This is a genomic window from Pseudomonas sp. FP1740, from assembly GCF_030687165.1.
In the GTDB taxonomy this organism is placed as follows: domain Bacteria; phylum Pseudomonadota; class Gammaproteobacteria; order Pseudomonadales; family Pseudomonadaceae; genus Aquipseudomonas.
Genome location: NZ_CP117461.1, coordinates 2,701,580 through 2,725,775, shown reverse-complemented (window position 1 = coordinate 2,725,775; position 24,196 = coordinate 2,701,580). Strand labels below are relative to the sequence as shown.

General features: G+C 58.2%; 20 protein-coding genes. 12 read left to right on the top strand and 8 right to left on the bottom strand.

Annotated elements, in window-relative coordinates; translation table 11 throughout:
* Nucleotides 1-223: 223 nt before the first annotated feature.
* The 6 genes from PSH69_RS12390 to PSH69_RS12365 all read left to right on the top strand — a co-directional run bounded on the left by PSH69_RS12390 (nt 224) and on the right by PSH69_RS12365 (nt 6,384).
* On the top strand, nt 224-973 hold the full coding sequence (locus PSH69_RS12390) for an SDR family oxidoreductase (protein WP_305412239.1): 750 nt from the start codon (nt 224-226) through the stop codon (nt 971-973).
* A gap of 84 nt (nt 974-1,057) precedes the next feature.
* A complete protein-coding gene (locus PSH69_RS12385) occupies nt 1,058-1,537 on the top strand; it encodes a carboxymuconolactone decarboxylase family protein (RefSeq protein ID WP_305412237.1) in 480 nt (159 codons plus the stop codon).
* A gap of 199 nt (nt 1,538-1,736) precedes the next feature.
* The gene (locus tag PSH69_RS12380) at nt 1,737-2,138 is read left to right on the top strand and encodes a cupin domain-containing protein (RefSeq protein ID WP_019580213.1); all 402 of its coding nucleotides are present in this window, start codon (nt 1,737-1,739) and stop codon (nt 2,136-2,138) included.
* 113 nt (nt 2,139-2,251) lie between these two features.
* Nucleotides 2,252-3,778 carry an efflux transporter outer membrane subunit gene (locus PSH69_RS12375; protein ID WP_305412236.1) on the top strand — a complete coding sequence of 509 codons (1,527 nt, stop codon included), beginning with the start codon at nt 2,252-2,254 and terminating at the stop codon, nt 3,776-3,778.
* A gap of 71 nt (nt 3,779-3,849) precedes the next feature.
* On the top strand, nt 3,850-5,346 hold the full coding sequence (locus PSH69_RS12370; RefSeq protein WP_305412235.1) for an MFS transporter: 1,497 nt from the start codon (nt 3,850-3,852) through the stop codon (nt 5,344-5,346).
* A gap of 6 nt (nt 5,347-5,352) precedes the next feature.
* Complete coding sequence (locus PSH69_RS12365; RefSeq protein ID WP_305412234.1) at nt 5,353-6,384, top strand: HlyD family secretion protein; 1,032 nt, start codon at nt 5,353-5,355, stop codon at nt 6,382-6,384.
* Nucleotides 6,385-6,533: 149 nt separating this feature from the next.
* Here PSH69_RS12365 and PSH69_RS12360 read toward each other — a convergent pair whose 3' ends face one another.
* The 3 genes from PSH69_RS12360 to PSH69_RS12350 form a co-directional block, all read right to left on the bottom strand.
* Complete coding sequence (locus PSH69_RS12360) at nt 6,534-7,130, bottom strand: hypothetical protein (protein WP_305412233.1); 597 nt, start codon at nt 7,128-7,130, stop codon at nt 6,534-6,536.
* Between the two features lie 81 nt (nt 7,131-7,211).
* Nucleotides 7,212-8,015, bottom strand: coding sequence for a putative hydro-lyase (locus PSH69_RS12355; RefSeq protein ID WP_305412232.1), 804 nt, complete (start codon nt 8,013-8,015; stop codon nt 7,212-7,214).
* A 91-nt stretch (nt 8,016-8,106) separates the two neighbouring features.
* Nucleotides 8,107-9,054 (bottom strand): LysR family transcriptional regulator, encoded by a 948-nt coding sequence (locus PSH69_RS12350; protein ID WP_305412231.1) that lies wholly within the window; start codon nt 9,052-9,054, stop codon nt 8,107-8,109.
* Between the two features lie 285 nt (nt 9,055-9,339).
* Between PSH69_RS12350 and PSH69_RS12345 the strand changes: the two genes are divergently transcribed.
* Nucleotides 9,340-10,635 carry an MFS transporter gene (locus PSH69_RS12345; RefSeq protein WP_096479966.1) on the top strand — a complete coding sequence of 432 codons (1,296 nt, stop codon included), beginning with the start codon at nt 9,340-9,342 and terminating at the stop codon, nt 10,633-10,635.
* A gap of 120 nt (nt 10,636-10,755) precedes the next feature.
* Nucleotides 10,756-11,997, top strand: a complete 1,242-nt coding sequence (locus PSH69_RS12340; protein WP_096479965.1) for an OprD family porin — start codon at nt 10,756-10,758, stop codon at nt 11,995-11,997.
* 133 nt (nt 11,998-12,130) lie between these two features.
* Here PSH69_RS12340 and PSH69_RS12335 read toward each other — a convergent pair whose 3' ends face one another.
* A complete protein-coding gene (locus PSH69_RS12335; RefSeq protein ID WP_305412230.1) occupies nt 12,131-13,027 on the bottom strand; it encodes a LysR family transcriptional regulator in 897 nt (298 codons plus the stop codon).
* A 101-nt stretch (nt 13,028-13,128) separates the two neighbouring features.
* Between PSH69_RS12335 and PSH69_RS12330 the strand changes: the two genes are divergently transcribed.
* Nucleotides 13,129-13,791 (top strand): NADPH-dependent F420 reductase, encoded by a 663-nt coding sequence (locus tag PSH69_RS12330; RefSeq protein ID WP_305412821.1) that lies wholly within the window; start codon nt 13,129-13,131, stop codon nt 13,789-13,791.
* A 290-nt stretch (nt 13,792-14,081) separates the two neighbouring features.
* Here PSH69_RS12330 and PSH69_RS12325 read toward each other — a convergent pair whose 3' ends face one another.
* Nucleotides 14,082-15,362, bottom strand: a complete 1,281-nt coding sequence (locus PSH69_RS12325) for an HAD family hydrolase (protein ID WP_018925648.1) — start codon at nt 15,360-15,362, stop codon at nt 14,082-14,084.
* Nucleotides 15,363-15,626: 264 nt separating this feature from the next.
* Between PSH69_RS12325 and PSH69_RS12320 the strand changes: the two genes are divergently transcribed.
* A complete protein-coding gene (locus PSH69_RS12320; RefSeq protein WP_064618592.1) occupies nt 15,627-16,397 on the top strand; it encodes a DeoR/GlpR family DNA-binding transcription regulator in 771 nt (256 codons plus the stop codon).
* A 113-nt stretch (nt 16,398-16,510) separates the two neighbouring features.
* Here PSH69_RS12320 and PSH69_RS12315 read toward each other — a convergent pair whose 3' ends face one another.
* From PSH69_RS12315 to PSH69_RS12305, 3 genes are all read right to left on the bottom strand, one after another.
* Nucleotides 16,511-17,671 (bottom strand): IS30 family transposase, encoded by a 1,161-nt coding sequence (locus PSH69_RS12315; RefSeq protein WP_305409304.1) that lies wholly within the window; start codon nt 17,669-17,671, stop codon nt 16,511-16,513.
* A 148-nt stretch (nt 17,672-17,819) separates the two neighbouring features.
* The gene (locus PSH69_RS12310; protein ID WP_305412228.1) at nt 17,820-18,188 is read right to left on the bottom strand and encodes a hypothetical protein; all 369 of its coding nucleotides are present in this window, start codon (nt 18,186-18,188) and stop codon (nt 17,820-17,822) included.
* Nucleotides 18,189-18,320: 132 nt separating this feature from the next.
* Nucleotides 18,321-18,776 carry a hypothetical protein gene (locus PSH69_RS12305; protein WP_305412227.1) on the bottom strand — a complete coding sequence of 152 codons (456 nt, stop codon included), beginning with the start codon at nt 18,774-18,776 and terminating at the stop codon, nt 18,321-18,323.
* Between the two features lie 839 nt (nt 18,777-19,615).
* Between PSH69_RS12305 and PSH69_RS12300 the strand changes: the two genes are divergently transcribed.
* Entirely contained in the window at nt 19,616-20,764 is a 1,149-nt protein-coding gene (locus PSH69_RS12300; RefSeq protein ID WP_305412226.1) for a cytochrome-c peroxidase, read from the top strand.
* Nucleotides 20,765-20,768: 4 nt separating this feature from the next.
* Entirely contained in the window at nt 20,769-24,131 is a 3,363-nt protein-coding gene (locus PSH69_RS12295) for an Ig-like domain-containing protein (RefSeq protein WP_305412225.1), read from the top strand.
* Nucleotides 24,132-24,196 lie beyond the last annotated feature (65 nt).

The window sequence follows — 24,196 nt, the reverse complement described above, 5'->3', positions numbered from 1 at the left end:
GGGCTCCTGTCCCGTACTCACGCGCCGGGCACATGCCCGTGGTTACCGGCCGACGATTGGCGGCCAGGCGACGTGATTTATAACACGGGTTCCTGGACAAATAGCCAAGCCAAATTCAATGGAAACCCAAGGCTTCGACAAAGTATCGCGCCCGGCTGGCGAGCATGCTCCCTACATCGATCACTGCAACGAATTTGATCGACACCCAACCGAGGAGCGGGACATGAAAATTGTCGTTATTGGCGGTAGCGGACTGATCGGGTCGAACATTGTCAGCAGGCTACGTCTCTATGGACACGAGACGGTGGCGGCCTCGCCACGCACAGGCGTGAACACCCTCACTGGCGAGGGGCTGGCCGAAGCGCTTGCCGGTGCTCAGGTCGTCGTCGATGTGGCGAATTCTCCCTCATTTGAAGACCGGGCCGTCATGGAGTTCTTTCAAACGTCCGGTCGAAACCTGCTTGCAGCCGAAGCGGCCGCTGGCGTGGAGCACCATGTCGCGCTCTCTGTCGTAGGCCCCGATCGTCTTCCGCAAAGCGGTTACTTCCGGGCAAAAGTCGCCCAGGAAGAGCTGATCAAGGCGTCGAAGATCCCCTACACCATCCTGCGTTCGACGCAGTTCTTCGAGTTCATCGAAGGCATTGTCAATTCGGGTGCCGACGGCGACACGATTCACCTTTCGCCCGCCCTCATCCAGCCCATCGCCTCGGATGACGTCTCGGCGGTGCTGGCCGATCTCGCGGTCGGGGCACCGGTCAATGGCATGGTCGAGGTGGGCGGACCGGATCGTTTCCCTCTCGACGAACTGGCGCGCAAGTTTCTTGCCGCGCACCACGACAAGCGGCAGGTCATCGCCGACGTGCGTGCACGCTACTTCGGCGATGAGTTGAATGATCGATCCCTGGTCGCGGGCGACGACGCGCACATCGGTCCGACACGCTTCCTGAACTGGCTCAGCCGCACATCGGCTTAAGGATCGCGCCAGTCAGCTAGCCAGGCAGGCAGGCAGGACGCCATCGAGTCTCCACCTACGTATTTCTCACACAGAGGATTCACCATGACTCAGCGCATCGATTACCAGAAGCAATCCCCCGAGCTGTTCAAGAAGTTCGTCGAGTTCAGCCTTGCCTTCAAGCAATGCGCCATCGAGGAGTCGCTGCGCGATCTCGTGGATATCAGGGCATCGCAACTCAACGGCTGCGCCTTCTGCGTGGACATGCACGTGAAGGAAGCCACGATCCATGGCGAGCGGCCGCTCAGGATCCACCATGTCGCCATCTGGCGTGAGTCAACGCTGTTCAGCCCACGCGAACGCGCGGCCTTGGCATGGACCGAAATCCTCACCCAGATTCCCGCCCATGGCGTGCCTGATGAGCTCTATGAGCGTGTTCGTGCACAACTGTCCGAGAAAGAGCTATCGGACCTGACCTTCCTGATCATGTCGATCAATGCCTGGAATCGCATCAACGTGGGCTTCCAGGTCGTGCCCGGCTCGTACGATAAGGCATTCGGCGTAGACAAGTCCGGCCTGTCCTGACCGCGCACAGTGTGGGAGTGACCTGTGGCGAGGGGGCTTGCCCCCGTTGGGCTGCGAAGCAGACCCAAAATCTCTGACACACCAAAGATCTTGTGAGTGCTACGCACTCAAACGGGGCGATGCGGCGATCCGACAAGCCCCCTCGCCACAGTGACTGACCGACATTAACCCCTGACAGATCGACAACGAGGAACACGCCATGTCCATTTTCAGAACGTTCGCCATAGGGCTGCTGTTGACCACCGGCACCGCCGGCGCACAGGAGGCATTGCCACCGGCGCAGGTAACACCGCTGATGACCAAAGCACTGGCGGACTATCCCGGCAAGGAAGCAGTGATGATTACGGTGGAGTTTCCACCGGGTGGAGGCGATCCCGTGCATCGGCACAATGCACACGGATTCATCTATGTGCTGGAGGGTTCGATTGTGATGGGCGTGCGCGGCGGCGAATCCGTCACGCTGACACCGGGCCAGACCTTCTACGAAGGCCCGGACGACGTCCACACGGTCGGGCGCAACGCCAGTCTCACCAAACCCGCCAAGTTTCTGGTCGTCCTGTTGAAGGACAAGAGCAAGCCCATTTTTACTCCGGTGCACTGACAGCACCGCCCGCACACGCGGCCAGCTGCGTGCTCGGTGACGCCCTACTCGGCCGACATCATCCGTTCAACGATATCGGCCTGGGGCGATCCCTTCCTCGACAGGACGCTGCAATGACCTCACAACGGCTGCTTTCACAATTACGGCAGTGCGCAATCGCAACCCTAGGCGCAGTTTCGCTGGCCGGCTGCATGGTCGGCCCCGACTTCGTGAAGCCTGAGAACGAGCTTGGCGAAATGGTGCTGACGCCCAGACAGGACCACCCAAGCGCCCCCCTGACTTCCGACGCTGCAGTGCCCTCCCAGTGGTGGTTGTTGTTCAACGACGCCGTGCTCGCCGAGCTGCAATCACGTGCACAGGCTGATAACCTTGATCTGCTCATAGCCTCCGAACGCATTGAACAAAGCCGGGCGCAACTGGGCATCGCCTCCTCGCAGTTGCTGCCCAGCGTGGCGGCCAATGCCAGCTACACGCGTGAGGGGCTTAGCGAACATGGCAAGTTCGCCGCCCTGGGAGCGCCTACTGCCCCTGATAACTTCTGGCAGCTTGGATTCGATGCCAGTTGGGAGCTCGACCTGTGGGGCCGTGCCCAGCGCACGCGCGAAGGTGCTGCAGCGACCCTGGAAGCTACGGTGTATGACCGCGAAGCGGCACGGGTAGCTTTGTCCGCCGAAGTGGCGCGCACCTATTTGCAGTTGCGCGGAACGCAGGCACAACTGGACATTGCGCAGCAAAATCTGAGGATTGCCGAACGCACCCTCGGCCTGGCCGAAAGCCGCGAGCGTAACGGCGTCGCGACGCGCTTCGAAACCTCGTCCGCTCGCGCGCAATTGGCGACGATCAAAGCCTTGGTTCCCGAACTGACCCAGCGCCGCAACGCCCTGATGAATGCTCTGGCGTTGTTAATGGGAGAACAGCCACGCACACTCGATGCGCAACTGCGTCAAGCCATGCCCTTGCCTTCGCTGCCGACCCGCGTACCGGTCGGCGTCCCTTCGGAATTGGCTCACCGGCGACCCGACATCCTGCGCGCCGAAGCCCAGCTGCATGCCGCGACAGCCGCCATCGGTGTGGCCAAGGCTGATTTCTACCCGCGTATCGGCTTGAAAGGAAAAGTCGGCGTGGAAGCTTTTGAAAGCAGCGATCTCGCGAGTTGGGACTCGCGCTTCTTTTCCGTCGGCCCGACGGTTTACCTTCCGATCTTCCAAGGGGGACGGTTGACGCAGCGCCTGGCCCTGAACGAATCACGGCAAAAAACCGCCGCGCTGGCTTATCGGCAAACGGTATTGCGAGCCTGGCATGAAGTGGACAACGCCCTGGATGCCTGGGCGGCCCAACAACGCCGGCACGCTGAATTGCTGGATTCGTATGAACAGAACAAGCAGGCACTGCAGTCTGCCGAACGTGGCTATCAGCAAGGCGCTACGGACTATCTGAGCGTACTGACGGCGCAGCTCAATGTGCTTGCCAGCCAAACCAGTCTCAACGACAGCGCGACCAACGCCACGCTCACCGTGGTCAACCTCTACAAGTCGCTGGGTGGCGGTTGGGACCCGCAGGCTGGTATCGATCATTCAACGGCACCTCCATCGGTTGCCCTCGCGTCTCCGGTCGCTGCACCCTCGAAGGCCGACCAATGAACGGGATCGCATTGTCGCCAGCGGACGTCCCTGCTACCGCAACGCCCGGGGCCAAACCCTCGATACGCCCAATGGCAGGTCTCGTCGGGATTTTCATCGCAGCCATGATGGCGGGTTTGAACACCCGCGTCGGCGCATTGGCGTTGGCCGATGTACGCGGTGCACTCGGTTTTGGCCTCGACGATGCCTCCTGGCTGACCACCGCGTACAGCGCCGGGGAATTGATTGCCATGCCCTTTGCGGCGTGGTTTGCCATTACCCTTTCGCTGCGGCGCTTCGAGCTGTGGATGCTCGGCAGTTGTGCGCTGCTGGCGGTGATCCTGCCCTTCATCCACGATCTGAACCTGCTGCTGACCTTGCGCTTTGTGCAAGGCATTGCCTGCGGCACGACGATCCCGCTGCTGATGATGGCGGCGCTGAAATTCCTGCCAGCGCCCATCCGGCTGTATGGGCTGGCGCTGTATGCGATGACCGCGACCTTCGCGCCCAATCTCTCGATCTGGCTGGCCGGGTACTGGACGGATGGGCTGTTCGACTGGCGCTGGGTGTACTGGCAGATCATTCCCCTGACCCTCATCGCCGGATTGTTGGTCGGATGGGGATTGCCACGAGAGCCCATCCAGATCCCACGCTTTGGGCAGGCCAATTGGTCCGGCATGGCCTGCGGTGTGCCCGCGCTCGCCTTGATCACCGTCGCACTGGATCAAGGCGTGCGGCTGGACTGGTTTCATTCGCCCTTGATCACCTTATCCCTGGTGGCCGGGCTGGCCCTGCTGGCCGTCTACCTGCTGACCGAGTGGTATCACCCCTCACCGTTCATCAAATTGCAGATTCTCGGCCGCCGCAACCTGGGGCTGGGCTGCATTCTGTTCGTCTGCCTGCTGGTGGTGCTGATGTCCAGCTCACTCTTGCCGGCCAGTTATCTCGGCCCTTTGCAGAACTACCGGCCCCTGCAAATGGCATCGATCGGTTTGATCGTCGCCTTGCCGCAACTGGTCCTGGGGCCTGTCGTGGCGCTGCTGCTGTATCAGAAGCGGGTCGATGCGCGCATCGTGTTCACGTTGGGGTTGTTGTTGATCGCACTGGCATGCTTTTGCGGCGCGCAATTGACCTCCGACTGGAACCGCGAGCAGTTCGTCGTGGTGCAAACGCTGCAAGCGTTCGGCCAGCCAATGGCGGTGGTATCGATGCTGTTTCTGGTCACCAGCGTTGTGCAGCCCCCCGAAGGACCTTATGTGTCCGGCACCATCAACACCCTGCGCGCCTTCGGTTCACTGGCCGGTGCGGCAGTGGTCGGACAGCTGATGACCGTGCGCGGTCGTTTTCATGGGGAGATGCTGCTGAACCATGCGGCCCTGACAGATAACGCCCTGGCGTTTGAGCCGTCCCAACTGATGAGCATCATTGGCCAGCAGTCGCAGGTGCTGTCGATCGCCGACGCCTATCGCGTGCTGGGCATTCTGGCGCTGGTATTGATTCCTCTGGTGCTGCGGCTGACCTACATCCCCGCACCCGACGTGCGCGCGGCCTCACCCTCTACCTCTCCTTCATCTTCCTCACACGGATAACTCATCATGGCCTTGCCAAAGAAAGCCAGGATCGTCAGTGCGGTGCTACTGCTTGCAGTGGCGATCGGCGGTGTTCTCTATCTCAATCGCCTCGAATCCAGCTCATCGACCCAGTCCACGGACGATGCCTACGTCCTTGCCGACTTCACCACGGTTGCACCGCAGGTGTCGGGAACGGTCGACTCAGTGATGGTCGAAGACAACCAGCTGGTCAAGAAAGGCGATCTGCTTGCGATCATTGACGACCGTGATTTCGTTGCGGCCCTGAACGCAGCGAAGGCCGAGGTCGCCAGTGCCCGGGCCGGCATCGCCAGCCTGCAAGCTCACCTGATTCAGCAGGAAACCGCCATACGCCAGGCCCAAGCGGCCGTTGCCGCAGACGACGCTGCGCTCAAGCTGGCCAGCCTCAATCAGACCCGTTATCGCAACCTGGCCACCGACGGCTCGGGAACGGTGCAAGCGCGGCAACAGGCCGAAGCGCAACTGAGCATTCAACAGGCCCGTGGGGAAACGAGCCAGGCGGGTTTACAGGCCGCTCGGCAGCAAGTGGATATCCTGAAAGCTGATCTGGAGAAAGCCAGGGCGGCTCTTGCCCACGCGCAAGCCGCACAAGCCACCGCAGAGCTGAAACTTTCCTATACCCGCATCACTGCGCCGATCGGCGGCACGATCGGGCAGAAATCGGTACGTATCGGTGCCTTCGTCAATGCAGGGAAACCCTTGCTGGCGATTGTTCCGCTCGATGCCGTCTATGTCACGGCCAACTACAGGGAGACGCAACTGGCGCGCGTACAAAAGGGTCAAGCCGTGGATATCGAGGTGGATGCCTTGCCGGGCGAGACGCTGCAAGGAACGGTGGACAGCCTGGGACCGGCCAGCGGAGTCACCTACTCCGCCGTTGCGCCACACAACGCCACCGGCAACTTCACGAAGATCGTCCAGCGCTTGCCTGTACGCATTCGCATCGATCCCGATCAGCCCGCGGCGGCGAAGCTGCGAGTCGGCATGTCCGTGACGCCGAAAATCCTTATCCGGTAAATGACGTGCGGGACATGATGGGTAGTAGCGCAACCTGTGGGGGCAAGCCCCCTCACCACCCTACTCCTCAAGCGTCCCGTGGCATCACGATCACGCTCGTAGCGTCTGGTGAACGGAAACGGCAAAGAGGTCATCGAGAGTCATGGTGTTCACATCCGTAAGGTTTGATCCGAGTGTAGCGACGCCCCGTCCACCTGCGAGGGGCAAGTTGGACTATTGGCCGTAACGTACTGGATCACCTCTTCAAGCGTGTCTATGTCTGGAGCATTGCTCACTAACGCCTCCGGGCAGCACCATGGGTAATCCAGATGCGATAGCCACTCCATGATGCAGTGCAGATCAGTCGCTGGCAGGGTTTTCATGTGCTCGATGGTGATAGTGAGCCTCTGGACAAGTCCCGACTCGGGGCTGAACTGCCATTCATACAGACCGCAACCGACTCGGGCTTCACCGGAGTGCTTGTCGGACATGCCGACCAGCCATTTGCACTGGAATGTTTTGGCCTGCGGTTCAGGTGGGTGTCCCAGGCAGAAGGTATAGACGTTTTCGAAGGTCTGGCCGAATCGCCTGACCAGCACATCACCGATAGGTCCAAGGCCTTCGACGTGGGGTGGAAACGAGATGGATCCGGTGTGCACGACCATGTCCAGGATCGCGTCCGGCGCAAAGGCCTGGTCTAACAAATGTGGACGGTTGCCGTCCTTGGCTTTGATGTACTGTCGAATTGATAGTTGAGCAGTGTTCATTGTTTGTCCGTCGCATCCATTCTTGGTTGAAAGCCGCCTCATGCGCGGCTCACATGACTATTACACAGACCTCGTACGCCTTTATAAAGCGCTATTCCATAAATCCGTCACCAGCATGCAACCGGGCGCATGGGTGATGCACAGCGGCGGACGTGAAGCTTGCACCACTGATTGCGGGGTCACGCCGCAGGCCCAGAACACCGGGATTTCGTCGGCCTCGACCGGTACGGCATCGCCGTAGTCCGGGTTGCTTAGCGAATGGATGCCGATCAGCGCCGGATCACCGATGTGTACGGGCGCCCCATGGACATTGGGCATGCGTGCGGTGATCTGAATCGCCTGGATCGCTGCGGCGGCTTTCATCGGGCGCATGCTCACCACCATTTTGCCAGACAGGCGAGCGGTGGAGCGTGTGTCGATGTTGGTCCGGAACATCGCGACATTGCGCCCCAGATCTATGTGCCTGAGGCGGATACCAGCCTCAAGCAGGGGTTGTTCAAAAGAGAACGAGCAGCCGAGGGCAAAGGCAACCATATCGTCCTGCCACAAATGCTCGATATCCGACGGTTCTTCGCTCAACTCGCCATGGCGATAGACCCTGTATCGGGGCACGTCATGGCGGATATCAATGGCCGTCCCGAGATTACGAAAATGCGGATCACCCGGCTCGGTAACGTCGAGCACCGGACACGCCTGCCGATTGAGCGTGCAATACCGGAGAAATTCGTTAGCCCAATCATTGGGCAGAATCACGATATTGGCTTGCACCCGACCTTGGGCCAGACCGCTGGTGTGGTCCCGATATTGCCCGGCGGCGATGCTTTGGCGCAGGGCCAGAGGGGAACGCTGCTGCAATTGCTCAAAGGACAGGACTGACTGATTCATCACGGCATCTCTTCAGGTTCGATGACTCTTTTTAGAAAACCATGACGACGCCGTCCAACTAGGAATGTTGTTACCCCCGAACAACTAATAGTTATTCAAGGGGCTGTCGACTGTTGAGACCGGGCGTTGGAACCATTCGAAGCGGGCCGACATCCTCAGCGTATTGGCAAACCACTTGGCGGCTCATGTTTACGATGCTCTCGATCAATTCCAGGCCGACCCCGGCGCGCCACGAAGCCACGACATCCAATTGCGGCAAGCTTGTGCCCGGTTCCAGCTGAATCAGCTCGCCACTGGCCAAGGCCTTAGCCACTAATGCGGCCGGTAATGCGCCAATACCGAAGCCGTCTCGAATCAACCGGGTCATGGCCGAAACAGAGTTGACGCAACTGACTCGCGGCGTACTGATGCCATGGGCGTGCAGAAGGTTGAGTACATCCTGATGAGGTCGTGAGTTTTTAACGAAGGTGATGATGCGCTCACTGGCCAACTCGGCAAGGGAGGCAAAGGGTCGGGCATAGATCGAGTTGCTGGCGGCGATCCAGTGCATGGGATAGTGCGCCAGTTCGAGATTACGTACGCTTTCGTGGCGGATCAGGTCAGTCTGGAAAACGATGTCCAGATAGCCCTTTTGCAACTGGTCGCACAGGTTGCGCGCGGCGTCGGCGTTGATCTCGATTTCCACGGTGGGGAAAGTCTGCATCAAGGTCGACATGAACGGGCTGAGCCAGGTGTGGATCACCGTATCCATCACGCCGATACGCACCAGGCCCTGCTGCTGGCTGGTGTTGTCCAGCGAGTGCTTCAACGCTCGCTGAACCTCAAGCATCTGCTCGGCATAGTCGAGCACTTTCACACCTTCGGGTGTTAGCGACACCCCACGCGAATCACGCACGAACAAGCGCAGCCCCAACTCCTCTTCCAGCGAGGCAATGCGACTGGAGATAGCGGCCTGAGTGCTGAACATTTTCTCCGCGGTCAGGCTGAAGCTTTGCAGTCGGGCAACCCAGACGAAGGTTTCGAGAAATTTGAGGTTCATGGCGACTCTCGTGGCTTTCGCAGCTTTTGTATGTGGGAGTGCGGACACTGCTCTCCCACAGGGAAACATGTTCGGCACCCGGTAATTGTTACTCCAGAAGCCGTCGCGCAGGTATCAAATTTTCTTATGTGCAACCTCGCTTTTTTCCCGTTTGACGCCATTCTGCCGCGGCGCAAAGAATCCACGCCATGACGCAGCCACTGCGTCTGCCTCCCCACGACACCGCCTTCACAAAAAAATAACGAGGCGTGTCCGTCATCTTCGCTTGCTGCCGCAGGAACCCCTATGGAAAAGACCATAATTGACAGCGTGCCTTCAGGCACGGGCCGCGCCGGCCCGTTCAGTTGGTACGGCCCTCTGTCAAAAAATGAAAAACGCACATTCTGGAGCTGCAAAATCGGCTATGCCCTGGACGGCATGGACACTCAGATGCTGAGTTTCGTTATTCCTACGCTGATCGCCACCTGGGGCATCTCCAAGGGGGATGCCGGAATGATCGGCACCTGTACGCTGCTGGCCTCGGCGGCAGGCGGGTGGGTTGCCGGGATTTTGTCCGACCGCATCGGCCGGGTACGAACCCTGCAACTGACGGTCCTGTGGTTCGCGTTCTTCACCTTTTTGTGTGGGCTGGCGCAGAACTACGAGCAATTGCTGGTGGCCCGGACGTTGATGGGCTTTGGCTTCGGTGGTGAATGGACGGCGGGCGCGGTGCTGATCGGCGAAGTGATTCGCTCACAGGATAGGGGCAAAGCGGTAGGCATGGTGCAGGCCGGGTGGGCTCTGGGTTGGGGGCTGACGGCGTTGCTCTATGCCGGGTTGTTCAGCTTTCTACCGCCGGAAGAAGCCTGGCGGGCACTGTTCATGATCGGGTTGGTGCCGGCGTTGTTTGTGCTGGTGATTCGCCGGCTGGTCAAGGAATCGGACACCTTTGAGCACACCCGGCGTGAGCGCAAGGCCAAACCCGAGCAGGATTCGCCGTGGGCGTTCTTCGAAATCTTCGCACCACGGATGCTCAGCACCACCTTGCGTGCGTCGTTGCTGACCACCGGCGCGCTGGGCGGCTACTACGCGATCACCACCTGGTTGCCGACCTACCTGAAAACCGAACGGGGCCTGAGCGTGCTCGGCACCGGGGGATATCTGGCGATGGTTATCGTCGGTTCGTACATTGGTTATGTGACCAGTGCACTGCTGACCGATGCCATCGGTCGCAAGAAGAACTTCATCCTGTTCGCTGTCGGCTCCATGGCGATTGTCCTGGCCTACACCCAGCTGCCCATCGATAACAGCTTGATGCTCTGGCTCGGGTTCCCGCTGGGCTTTTTCGCCTCGGGCATCTTCGCCGGCATGGGGGCTTTTCTCACTGAGTTGTTTCCGACTCGCATGCGTGGTTCGGGCCAGGGCTTCTGCTACAACGCCGGACGCTCCATCGCCGCGCTGTTCCCGTTGTTCATCGGTGCGCTGAGCGACAAGCTGCCAATTGGTACGGGTATCGGAGTCTTCGCAGCAGGTGCTTATGGCGTGGTGATTCTGGCGGCGCTGAGTCTGCCGGAAACCCGCGGTCGACAACTCGAGTCCTGAGCCTCGACACGTCTGAGCAAGACGGCTCAGACGTCGCTGATCCACTTCTTATCGACAACATCGGTCGCGAGCGGCAACGCCCCCGAGAGGGTTCGCTCGCGCCTGCAAAAGGAGCATGGCATGAACGATTTCATTTCCACCCAGCGCGTGTACGTCCCGGTTGGCACATTGCTCGGCTTGAGCCTGTTCTGTGCACCGGCTGCCCAGGCGGATTTCATTGCCGACAGTAAAGGCAGCCTGGAAGCGCGCAACTTCTATTTCAATCGCGATTTCCGCCAGGCGGGTTCGCGGGACAAGGCCGAGGAATGGGCGCAGGGTTTCCTGTTGCGGATGGAGTCCGGTTACACCGCCGGCACTCTGGGCTTCGGCCTGGATGCCTTGGGCATGGCCGGTTTCAAACTGGACTCCGGTGGGGGGACAGCGGGCACCAATCTGTTGCCGGCGGATTTGTCCGGTGGCTCCCAGAATAGCTACAGCAAATTGGGCATGACCGCCAAAGTGCGCTTGTCCAACAGCACCCTGAAGCTTGGGACTTTGCAAATCAAGGACCCGGTAGTGAACTCCAATGACACTCGTTTGTTGCCGTCAACCTTCAAGGGCGGCATGGTCAATGTGCAGGAAATCGACCGTTTGAAGCTCACGGCCGGTCAACTCACACAGATCAATGTTGTTGACTCCACCAATTATCAGAACATGACCGCCAACCGCATCGGCGGACAAAGCGACAAGTTCCAGTTTGCCGGGGCTGACTATCAGTTCATGCCAAACCTGACTGCGCAGTACCGCTATGGCACGCTGGAGAATATCTACCAGCAGAACTACCTCGGGCTGGTGCACTTGCTGGACCTGGGCAAGGGCCAGTCGCTCAAGAGCGACGTGCGCTATGCGCGCAGTACCGAAGACGGCAGCTTCCGTGAGCTCGACAACAAGGCCTTTGGTGCACTGTTTACCTACAGCCTTGGTGGCCATGCTCTGGGCTTCGGCTACCAACGCATGAGCGGCGACGATCCGTTTCCGTATATTGGGCGCAGCGATCCATTCCTGGTCAACTTCGTGCAGATCGGCGACTTCGCCAACATCGACGAGCATTCCTGGCAAGCACGCTACGACTACAACTTTGCCGCACTCGGTGTGCCGGGGCTGAGTTTTATGACCCGCTACATCTCTGGCGACAATGTGCAACGCGCAGCGCCAGGTGAAGGCAAGGAATGGGAGCGCAACACCGATATCGCTTACGTGGTGCAGGACGGTACGCTGAAAGGGCTGGGCCTCAAATGGCGCAACGCGTCGGTGCGTTCGAACTTCGGTAATGATCTGGATGAGAACCGCTTGATCCTCAGCTACACCCTGGCGCTTTGGTAAATGCCAGTCAGTTAAGGCGCAGCTTCTTTTGCCGGCTAGCTTCAGGTCATGCCTATGAACCCTCGCTACCGCGGAATACACAAGGCCGAGATCAATCACAAGCCAATGCGGCTGAGACAACTCAAAAGCTTGCTCAAGGAGCACCAAAGCGGACGAGCGCAGCCTCGATAAATCGTCGGAGTTTGGCTGTTCTCTGACGATTAGCCGTGTAGAGCAAATGCATTTGTCGACTCGGTGCTTCGTAATCAGCTAACAGTCGAACCAACTCACCGCTGCGCAACGCGGGCTCAAGAAAGTCTTCGGGACCAAGGACAATCCCGAACCCGTCCAGCGCTGCCGACAGCAGTGCTTTGCTCTCATTGACCTGCAATCGACTGACGACTTGTACCCGTTCAACTGCGGGGCCTTTGCAGAATACCCATTCGCGGTCGGCCGGCCGGGACCAATAGGCATACCCCAGACACTCATGGTTCTTCAGATCATCCGGTATTTGTGGCACTCCGCGGTCGGCCAGGTAGCTCGGTGCTGCACAGGCTACCAACCGATAAGGTGCCAACGGCCTGGCGGTCAAACTGGACGCGGTCAACGGGCCAATTCTGAAAGTCACTTCATAACCCTCCTCCACCAGATCGACGAAGCGATCGGTCAAATGCAGATCGATTTCGACTTCCGGGTGTTGACGCAAAAACTCCGTCACAAAAGGCATGAGGCTATAGGAGCCGAACGTGACGGGAGCACTGATTTTCAGTTTGCCGCGCGGGGTGTCGTTCATGATCTGCGCAAGGGAGTCGGCAGCCTGAGCCTCGCTCAAAATGTGCTTACAGCGTTCGTAGTAAGCGCTGCCCAACTCAGTCAGGCTCTGGCGTCGGGTGGTACGGTTCAGTAGCCGCGCACCTAGCCGCTGCTCAAGCGCGGCAACATGCTTGGCCACCATCTGCGCCGACAGGCCCAATCGCTCGGCAGCACTGGCATAGGAGCCGGATTCCGCCGCCATCACAAACGCTCCCATGCTCGTCAGACGGTCCATCATTCAACACTCCTGGTAACGAGACTAAGTAGCCGATGATTATTTATCTGCCATTGGTTGGCAATCATCATGGTTTCTTCTTAGTTAACCAGCGGAGCAAGGACATGCGTATCGGCATTATTGGGGCAGGCTTCATCGGACGTGCAGTGGCGCAATTGGTCATCGCCGCGGGACACGAGGTGATGCTCAGCAATTCACGTGGGCCACAGACCATGAGCAGCGTGCGCAGTGGCATTCCTGGCAGTCAGGTCGGCACTATCGAGGACGCAGCACAATTTGGCGAAGTTGTACTCGTGGCAATTCCTTTTGAGCATTACCGAAGCGTGCCAGCCAAGTGGCTAGAGGGCAAAACCGTGCTGGATGCCAATAACTACTACCCGGAACGTGACGGTCACATTGCCGCTCTCGACCGATTCGAAACCACCACCAGCCGCTTGCTCGCCGAGCATTTGCCCCACTCCAGCGTGGTCAAGGTGTTCAATGCAATCCTCGCCCAAGACCTGGTGCAAGACGCGCGCCCGAAAGCAGCGCCCGACCGACGCGCACTGCCGATCGCGGCGGATGATCCGGCGGCGAAAGCGCTGGTGATCAAGTTACTGGACGAGATTGGATTCGACGCGGTAGATGCGGGCAGTCTTGATGAAAGCTGGCGATTCGAACGGGCTAAACCCGCCTACTGCATACCGCTGGATAAAGAGGGGTTGAAGGTTGCCTTGGCTGCGGCCCATCGGCAGGTCGAATTGCCCGAGGGATCGTGGCGCCGCTGAATAGCCCACAACCTGCTGGATCGAGAGGAGGCTTGGAGCTGACTGCGGATAGGGTCAGCTTTGGGTTGTGGATTCAACCGTTTGACGTAACAGGCAGCATTCGGCCAAAAACGGTCTGTGGGGCGCGCCTCGTAAATCCAGGGCCACTCACAATTTTGACTCGATACGACTGACTCACTCGGGCCGGTAGCGGTAACGACTTTCCGGCGCAGAATCATCATTCCCGCAGGTACAAGGCGAGTTGCACTGCGGCTCGCGGATGGCCGCCGGCCACCCGCGAGCCAGTGCCATCAAGCCAGCAGCTTAAGCTCGTCTTTACCGTACTTGAGCGATTTCTCGTCTGGAATCATCAGGCCAGTGTGCTCGTTGCGCCCCTGCAGGATGAAGCGGGCGTTCGGGGTGCCCAACTGGGTAGCGGCCTGCTGGCTGTCGGCGCCGATCTCACCCTTCTTCATGCGGTTGACGATCACCCCCACCGCCGTATCGTTGAAGTCGCGCAGCATCCAGGCATCGCCATCGCTGTCGCCAGCCACCAACACCGGGCCATAGCCCTTCTGTTTAACCAGCACGTTCTTGATGCCGACGGTCTTGCCCGGCCCGTAGTTGAAGTGCCAGTCCGGCTGATAGCGAGTGGTGTACTTGCCGCCTTCCATCGCCATGCGCAGGCCGATCACGTTCTCAGGCGGCACGTCGTATCCGTAATGAGGATTGCCCGCAAACACGCGTACCACATCGTCGATCGAGGCGGTGCTGACATAGACGTCGATGCCGTTGGCGCGCAGCGTGTGCATCAGGCCGCGGATTTCCTCATGGATGCGGATGCCATGAAAGTGCGTATCCGCCACCACCCCGGCCTTGCCCGGCAACGTGCGTGAGCTCTCGTACTTGACCTTGCGCAGTGCGTCGCCGATGGCGTAGTTGTTGGAAGCCTCGGCCATCGCCTGCAACTCAGCCGTGGTCATGTTCTTGTAGAAATACAGAATCCACTTATAGCCGATCTCCACCGGGTAACTGTCGCAGATCGCGTCGTACATGAAATAGAGCTTGGCGAGAAAATCCTTGTACTGCTCGCTGGCCTGAATCTCTTCCAGGCTCTTGTCGCCGGCGAGCCCCTTGTAGTTGGCGTGCAACCAGCGGTAATCCGCTTCTACGTCGCTGGCGATGTCTTCCATCTTGACCGGCTTGCCGTCCACCGTGGTGTAGTCCTTCATGAACGCGCCGTTCGGCACGTCCTGACGCACCACCTCAGCGAACTCATCGGGCGTCAGCTTGTACTGCAGATGATTGATCTGGTAGACCAGCAGCGCTTCTTCACAGTCGTTCATGATGCAGGTGTTGTCCCAGTCGAACACCGCGTACGGGCGCTGGTCAGGGCGGTAGGACGCGCTCTTGACGCCGTGCTCATCGATCACCGCCTGCAGACGCTTTTGGTTGAGCGGCGACCAGCGCGCCGGGTCCAGCGCACTTGGTGTGGCCGGGGGCGTGGCGGCTTGCGTTATGCGGGATGACAACAACAGCGGACTGACAACGGAAACGGTGGCGAGGGTGTTCAGAAACTGGCGACGCTGCATGGCATAGCTCCTACTTCTAAATGAGAGGTTACAACCGAGGCGATGGCGAAAGCGTGTTTCGAAATGCGGACGTGGGGAAGAAACCGTCCGGCCACGAGGCTAGCTCCAAATACACAAAAAAACAATAATGCCTCAATATCACACAAATATGACGCGCAGGCTGCGCAAGCCCAATGATCATGAGGCCGCGCCAAACTTGACAGCGACTGACGCCTCTCCACAATGCGTGCTCGGACAGCGACTCGAACAGCAGGGACACCCGGTATGTGGCAAGAAGAGCGTTACCAGCGGATCCGCGCACTACTATCGACTTTGCAGCGCGTCACCACCGACCGCATCGTCACGGAGCTGAACGTTTCACGCGAGACGGTGCGACGCGACTTGGTCGCTCTGGAAGAACAGGGGGAGTTGAAGCGGATACACGGCGGCGCCATCCGCGTTGAGGACGAAGCGCCCATCGCCGAGCGGGCGAACATCAACGTCAAATTCAAGCGTGACCTCGCGCGCGCAGCGGTCAGTCTGCTGTCGCACGGACAGACTGTGTTTATCGACGCGGGCACCACCACCGTCATCCTCGCCGAAGAGCTGGCCAAGCTGGGAGGGCTGACCGTGATCACCAACTCGTTCAACGTGGCGTTGCAATTGCGTAATCCCGCTGTGCCAGGCGGCCAGTACAACGAGGTGATCGTACTGGGCGGTTCGCTCGGCGACCGTGCTCCCGCTACGGTTGGCGGCACCACGGTGGCGGAAATTGGCCGCTATCGGGCCGACCTCGCGCTGTTATCGCCCGTCGGCATCGACGCCCAGCGCGGTGCCAGCAACTACGACCACCGCGAAGCCGAAGTGGCGCGCGCCATGGCCGACAATGCCGAAGGCGTGGTCATCCTCGCCGACTACAGCAAGATCGGCGTGGAGAGCCGCGTCGCTTTCTGCCCGCCAGAACGCATCGACGTGCTTATCACCAACCACAAGGCCAGTACCGAAGCGGCGTTCGCCGCACTGAACGCCAAGCTCAAACGTATTGTCCTGGTGTAGCAGTGGCTCGGCGGTTGCAACAGGCATTGACGCAGCGTGATGCTCTAGTGCGTCGACCGGTTGAATCCACAGCCGATTCGGGATCCTGCCAACGTCCGCATTGGGCTGTGGATTCAACCGGTCGATGCAACAGATTGGCTAAATCGTTCAGCGGGCGTTTCGTAGTTTAGTGTTTTCCGAGGACGGCTGTTCAGCTGCCTTGCCACTTCATTGAGCGTGGCTTGCGAGTGCTCCGACAGGTCGGTGCCTTTCGGGAAGTACTGCCTTAACAACCCGTTGGTGTTCTCATTCGATCCCCGTTGCCAGGGACGATGAGGGTCGCAGAAGTAGACCTTGATGTCGGTAGCCACCGTAAAACGCTTATGGTCGGCCATCTCTTTGCCGCGATCCCACGTCAGCGATTGGTAGAGTTCCTCGGGGAGTTCGCGGGCGTTTTCGATCAGGGCGCTGATGACCGTCTCGGTGTCCTTACCGGCCAACTTCACCAGCATTACGTAACGGGTATGACGCTCCACAAGAGTGGCAATTTGGCTGTTCCTGCTACCGCACAGCAGGTCACCCTCCCAGTGACCTGGCACCGCCCGATCCTCAGCCGTGGCCGGGCGTTCGCGGATCGATACCGCGTCTGTGATTCGACCGTGATTTTCTTTCTTCTGCGTGTGATGGCGCGAGCGACGCATGGCTCGCGTTCGCCGTAAATGCTCAAGCAACTCCTTCTTCAGAGCCCCGCGAGCCTGTATGAAGAGGGTGCGATAGATCGTCTCGTGTGACACCTGATAGCTCGTATCGTCCGGGTAGGTGCGCTTCAGCCAGCCGGCAATTTGTTCCGGTGACCACTGCAATTGAAGCTTGTCTGCAACAATTTGCGCCACCGCTCGGTTCTCAACAAGCTTGCAGACCTTGGGTCGATGGGCGCGATCCCAGGCAGCCTGATCCGCACGATTAGCCCGGTAGCCTCCTTGGCCACCGTTGCGTCTGATCTCACGACTGATCGTAGAGGCTGCTCGCCCTAGCAGCGCGGCTATGGAACGGATCGAGTTACCTGCCACCACTGCACGCGAAATCTCTTCGCGTTCAGCCAACGTCAGCGCCAATCTGGACCTGCGGCGTAGAGCGGGTCTGATCCCCCCGGTCTCCGCCAGAATGCGCTGTATCGATGAGTGGTTTCGATCAAATAGTTGGGCGATGTGCTGGAGAGAGTCGCCTTTCTGCCAGTGATCCCACATCAGTTTTTTCTGGCTTTCGGTGTAATAGATCCGAGGTCTCTGCTTCATCTGCAACACTCCTTCTGCTTACACAGAATTTAGTTGTGTTGCATCGACCGGTTGAATCCACAGGCGATTTCAGTCAGTCGTGACAGGCAATAAACGACCCATAGCAGACATTTCAGCTTCTTAATCATCAGGCAGCCCTCCGCAAATCCTAAAATCGAGACGGTGGCTCATTTCCGGCTTGGATGTGTGAAAAGACATGGTCTGGATCTGCCTGGCACCAATATCTGAACAGAAGGTGAGGCTCGGTATCCCTAAAATATTGACTGACGATGCTCTCAGCGGGGATGACCAATTTAGGTTCTGGCCATTGCTGCGCTAAAACACCTATTTGTTTGCCTGACGAACAAATAATCCACGTAGCCTTAGCTCCACTGATGCCTGGCAGGTAGCCCATACCTTGTATCGCGTCGAACAAGATGCGCAGCGTTACTGCTGGATCGAGCCTGATCGATGTCTTATGGCTTTCCAGATCATCCCCCGCATGCACGCTATCTCGATCAATTCCAATGACTAACATGAATGCTCCTTGTTAGCGTTGTGCAATTACTAGATTGACCAGCGTAGGGATATCAGCGGCTACCCGTCTACACTCCGCTTCTGGCCGATTGTGTCCGTTGCAAATACCTGCAGTAAGGCAGTTGAATTACCTTTAGAACGTCGCCGCATCGTTGATAGCTGCCTCATATGCATGCTTTTCAAATGTGAAGGGGCCAACTCCATCTATGATTTGAGGCTCTTCATAGCCGTTCTCGTAAGCAAAGGAATCCCACGTGAAACAATCATCGTTTTGGCGAACATACACTGAGTAGGCGCCACAACCGATGTCGCCGCACTCGGGGCAGATGTAAAGCAGGATACGACCACTTTCCGTTTCGGCGTGTTCGCGTAAAAGCAGACGAGAGTTAGATAGGCTGTTTGGCTCCGGGAAGCCCTTGACGAAACAGCCCATGAAATCTGAATGACCACCAGCTGCCATGGCGAGAGCATTGAGCAACGAACGTTCGTTTATCAGAAAGTCGATGGAGAGTCGTTCGGCCACGGTGTAGCCATTTGAGGAGCTTCCCGGACGAAACAACTGTTGAAATGTGAGGGAGCTGGTGTCCATTCCTGCGAACCATTTTATGCGCTGAATGTGCGTGGGATTACATACAACATCGAAAAGGGGTTACAAGGCAAATTTCATCGGTTGATTGACCGCTTTTGGCCGTTCTCTGCCGGTAACGAAGGGCCACAATCTGCCATTTTTGGATATTTAACTCTGCCTACTAAACACGTGAGTTACAGGCACGCGGTTAACCCCAGCATCCAAAAGAATCACTACTCGGCGGCCCCCAAAAAGTAATCTTCGCCCCTTCAGCAACATCCAACCATCTCTGTTGAGTCTAGGCTTCGAAGCTCCCATTATGTTGGTGGCGCCTCCCGAACAACTGGAAGTACGGCCACACGGCTCTAAGCTCTACCGAAAAGCAAATGAAAACAGCCAGATCCGATTGCGACTACCGCAATAGACAGGACATTGACAGTCGCCAAGTAGAGGATCTGCCTGCATCTCCAGCAACCTTCAACACCCCTCACACCGTCGACCTTGGCTGCAGAAAAGCCATCCTGACCGTCGCTTTCCAGACTCCCATTGGCGCGCTTTCAAACCCTGTACTACTGTCATCTCGTGCTGGATGCTCGGGATCGTGGACGTTCGATCTCCCCCAAGGTCATGGAATGAAGACCCCATCGTGAACACGCAAGTGTTCCAACCGCTGTGCATACGACGTGTACGACGAGCCCAATGTGGCTCCGGTTCACAGGGAGGTGCTTATGGTGGCTTCAGGTCTAAAGTCTCGGCAGCAAATGCTGAGCATTCGCCATTGTATTGATACGAAACACTCTGCTTCCCTCCCCTGGCATCCCGGCTCCCGATTTCAGCCCGCTAAGTACCAGTAACTGAACATGCGCAGCATGCATTGCCTGAGCATGTGCCTGGCGCTGTTGCCTGCCGGCACGGTTATGGCTGACTCTCTGCCCGGATTGTCGGCGACTTGTACAGAGCAAGCCGTAAATAACCTGCTGGGACTTCCGCCTGTACCAGATGCCTCGTCACCTGAGCATCTGGTGGAAAAAATCCAGCTTGGCAAAACGCTGTTCTTTGACAAGCGTCTGAGTGCTGACGGCTCGATCAGTTGTGCCTCTTGCCATAATCCCGAACGAGGCTTCATTGACGGTTTGCCGCGCGCCCAGGGTATCCATCGCCAGCTTGGAACACGCAACACCCCTACCCTCGTCAATGCGGCTTTTGCCGAGACTCAGTTCTGGGACGGGCGCCGTGACAGCCTCGAGTCGCAAGCTACGGATCCCCTCTTTAACCCGATCGAACACGCCGTGAATGATGAGGCGCAGCTACTCCATACCATTGGGCAGGACAGCCAGTATGTTGCGGCTTTCAAGAAGGTGTTTGCGGCCTCCCCCGAGACGTTAACAGCCACGCGAGTCGCACAAGCCATCGCTGCCTACGAACGCACCCTTGTGGCTGGTAACTCTGCATTTGATCGTTACCGCTATGGACACGACAAAACGGCTCTGGCGGCAGAGGCTTTGCGCGGCCTGGAGTTATTTCGTGGTCGTGCCCAGTGCGGGCAATGTCATGTCATCGGCGAGACCAGTGCGTTGTTCACCGATCAGCAGTTTCACACCTTGGGTGTTGGATTCAGGTATCTGGCGGATCGCTTGGCCCCAGAAGCGATTCGCTTTGCAAAACTGACTGCAACCGAACGGCAGACACTCGTGCAATCGGATCCTGCCTTAGCCGAACTGGGCCGTTTCAGCGTCACTCTCAATCCAGCTGATCTCGGTCGTTTTCGCACCCCAAGCCTACGTAATGTGGCCGAGACGGCGCCCTATATGCACGACGGCAGCGTCGCAACCCTCGAAGAAGCCGTAGATCTGGAAGTGTATTACCGCGGCATCCAAGCCAGTCGCCCTTTGGTTCTGACGCCCACGGAAAAAACCGATTTGGTGGCGTTTCTCAAAACCCTGACGAGCGCTCATTTCCAGCAAAAGGCTGCATGTGAATCAGCCCACACACAACAGAACCGAGGATAGGGATATGTCGCAGCAAGCGTCAGGCTGGTATCGGCTCGTTGTGATGACATGGTGGATGCTGAGCATGGCGTTTGCCGCCCAAGTCTCTGCCGCACCGACAGTGACGTTAACGGCACCGGCAAGTGGCGCATCATTTATCGTACCGGCAACAGTCAGCTTGGCTGCAACCGCCGCGACAAGCGTTGGGAACATTGCCAAAGTAGAGTTCTATCAGGGCAGCACACTGCTGAGCACGGTCACCATCCCGCCATTTGCTTTCAAGTGGGCCAACGTTCCACCTGGCACCTACAGCCTCACGGCCAAAGCCACAGACTCCCAGAACGTCGCCACGACCTCGTCCGCAGTCAGTATCACCATAGGCACTGGCTCCATTGGTTACAGCTACGACCTGGCCGGTCACCTCGCTGGCGTCACCAATAGCACGGCATCGGCCGAATACAATTACGATGTGGTAGGTAATATCACCGCCATCAAGGGCTATGCCACGGGTACTCCCAGCATCCTGGCCTTTTCACCCGCGCAAGGTCCGGCCGGCACGACGGTCACCATTGACGGTAATAACTTCAGCAGCACGGCGAATCAGAATACCGTTCAGTTCAATGGCGTAACCGCCAGCTCGGTGACCATCGACCCCAGTTATCCCAACCGCCTCACGGCGTTGGTACCGAGTGCCGCCACTACCGGACCGATCAGTGTGACCACGCCGGCGGGCAGTGCCACCTCAACGACAAACTTCACCATCGCAGCGAACCAAGCCCCCACCATTACCAGCTTTACGCCAACTATTGGGACAGCTGGCACCGCGGTGACCATTTCGGGAAGCAATTTCCAAACGGATAAAACGAAAGAAAAAATAGTTTTGAGTCTCCGCTCGCCCATCGTCACTTCAACGACCACGAGCAGCATCGCCACAAGTGTTCCCGCCAATACCATGGGCGGTAAGGTCAGCGTCACGACCCCCTATGGCACGGCAATCAGCACACAAGATTTGTTTATTCCACCTTCTCCCTTGTTGGCCACTGACATCCAGTACATGGATCGTCTTGCCTTCGCTGCAAGCAAGACGGTCAGCATTACAACCGGGGGTAAAAAGGCGCTGCTTCTGTTCGATGGCACACAGAACCAGCGCATCTATTTGAATATGGCAGGTGGGACTTTTTCAGCTTGCTATGCCCTGGTCTTCTACAACCCCAATGGCAGCGTCCTAACCAACTCTACCGAGTGTTCTTCCACCGGCTATGTCGATCCCATTACATTGCCTACGACCGGGACCTATACAATCCTGATCAACCCCGGCAGCAATGCCACCGGCAACGTTACCTTTACCCTGTATGACGTGCCACCTGACCCAGTCGGCCTCATCAGTATTGATGGTCCGGATGCCAGGGTGGCAACACCGTCCATTGGCCAGAACGGCAGCCTCACGTTCAGCGGCACCGCCGGCCAACGCATCTACCTCAGTGCGCCCAACTCCACATACTCCCAAACTGAATGGGTGTACATCTACAAGCCGGATGCCAACGGCAATGCCAGCACCAGCAGTGGCAACATTTATAGCAATGTTTGGTCGACCGGGTCCTATAGCGACACCCTGACACTCCCGACCACGGGCACCTACACCATCTACATCAATCCGAATCGCAGCGACACCGGCAGCATGACCTTTCACCTGATCAGCGTGCCGGCAGATGTCACGGGTACGATCAGCATCGACGGTGCCGATGCCACCCTGACCACCACCGCCATCGGCCAGAACGGCAGCCTCACGTTCAGCGGCACCGCCGGCCAACGTATCTACCTCAGTGCGCCCAATTCCACGTACCCCCAAACCGAATGGGTGTACATCTACAAGCCGGATGCCAGCGGCAATGCCAGTACCACCAGCGGCAACATTTATAGCAACGTCTGGTCGACCGGATCCTACAGCGACACCCTGACACTCCCGACCACGGGCACCTACACCATCTTTCTCAACCCGTTCCGCAGCGACACCGGCAGCATGACCTTTCACCTGATCAGCGTACCCGCGGATGTCACGGGTACGATCAGTATCGACGGTGCCGATGCCACCCTGACCACCACCATAGGCCAGAATGGCAGCCTCACGTTCAGCGGCACTGCCGGCCAACGTATCTACCTCAGTGCGCCCAATTCCACGTACCCCCAAACCGAATGGGTGTACATCTATAAGCCGGATGCCAGCGGCAATGCCAGTACCACCAGCGGCAACATTTATAGCAACGTCTGGTCGACCGGATCCTACAGCGACACCCTGACACTCCCGACCACGGGCACCTACACCATCTTTCTCAACCCGTTCCGCAGCGACACCGGCAGCATGACCTTTCACCTGATCAGCGTACCCGCGGATGTCACGGGTATGATCAGTATCGACGGTGCCGATGCCACCCTGACCACGACCGCCATCGGCCAGAACGGCAGCCTCACGTTCAGCGGCACTGCCGGCCAGCGCATCTACCTCAGTGCACCCGACTCTACGTATAGCCACAGCGAATTGGTCTACGTCTACAAGCCGGATGCCAATGGCAATGCCAGCACCAGTAACGGTTACATCTATTTCAACTCGTGGTCGACCGGGTCCTTCACGGATACCCTGACACTCCCGATCACGGGCACCTACACCATCTATCTCAACCCGGGCAGCGCTGACACGGGCAGCATGACCTTTCACCTGATCAGCGTGCCTGCAGATGTCACGGGTACGATCAGTATCAATGGTGCCGATGCCACCCTGACCACGACCGCCATCGGCCAGAACGGCAGCCTCACGTTCAGCGGCACCGGCGGCCAACGCATCTACCTCAGCGCACCCAACTCTACGTTTAGCCACGGCGAATTGGTCTACATCTACAAGCCAGATGCCAATGGCAATGCCAGCACCAGTAACGGTTATATCTATCTCAACTGGTGGTCGACAGGAGCCTACACGGACACCCTGACGCTCCCGGCCACGGGCACTTACACCATCTATCTCAACCCGGGAAGCTCTGACATCGGCAGCATGACCTTTCACCTGACCAGCGTGCCGGCAGATGTGACCGGCTCTGTCACGATCAATGGCTCCGCCTTGACCGTCACCACAACGGCTGCGGGTCAAAATGCGAGCATAACGTTCAGTGGAACTTCGGGTCAGTCAGCAACAGTTCATCTGACAAACAACAGCATGGGCTATGTGGCGGTTACTTTGAAAAAGCCCGACAACACGTCCCTTACATCGACCGCATCCAATAGCGCCAGCTTTAACCTGTCACCCCAGACGCTTCCCACCACCGGCACCTATACGATCTATGTCGATCCGTCAGCTGCCAATGTGGGCTCCATTAATGTCAGCGTGACCAATCCTTGAGGTAATGCGCCATGAAAGGGAATTATTCCGGTTGCGTTGCATCCTCTAACACTGAAGTCTGGTTA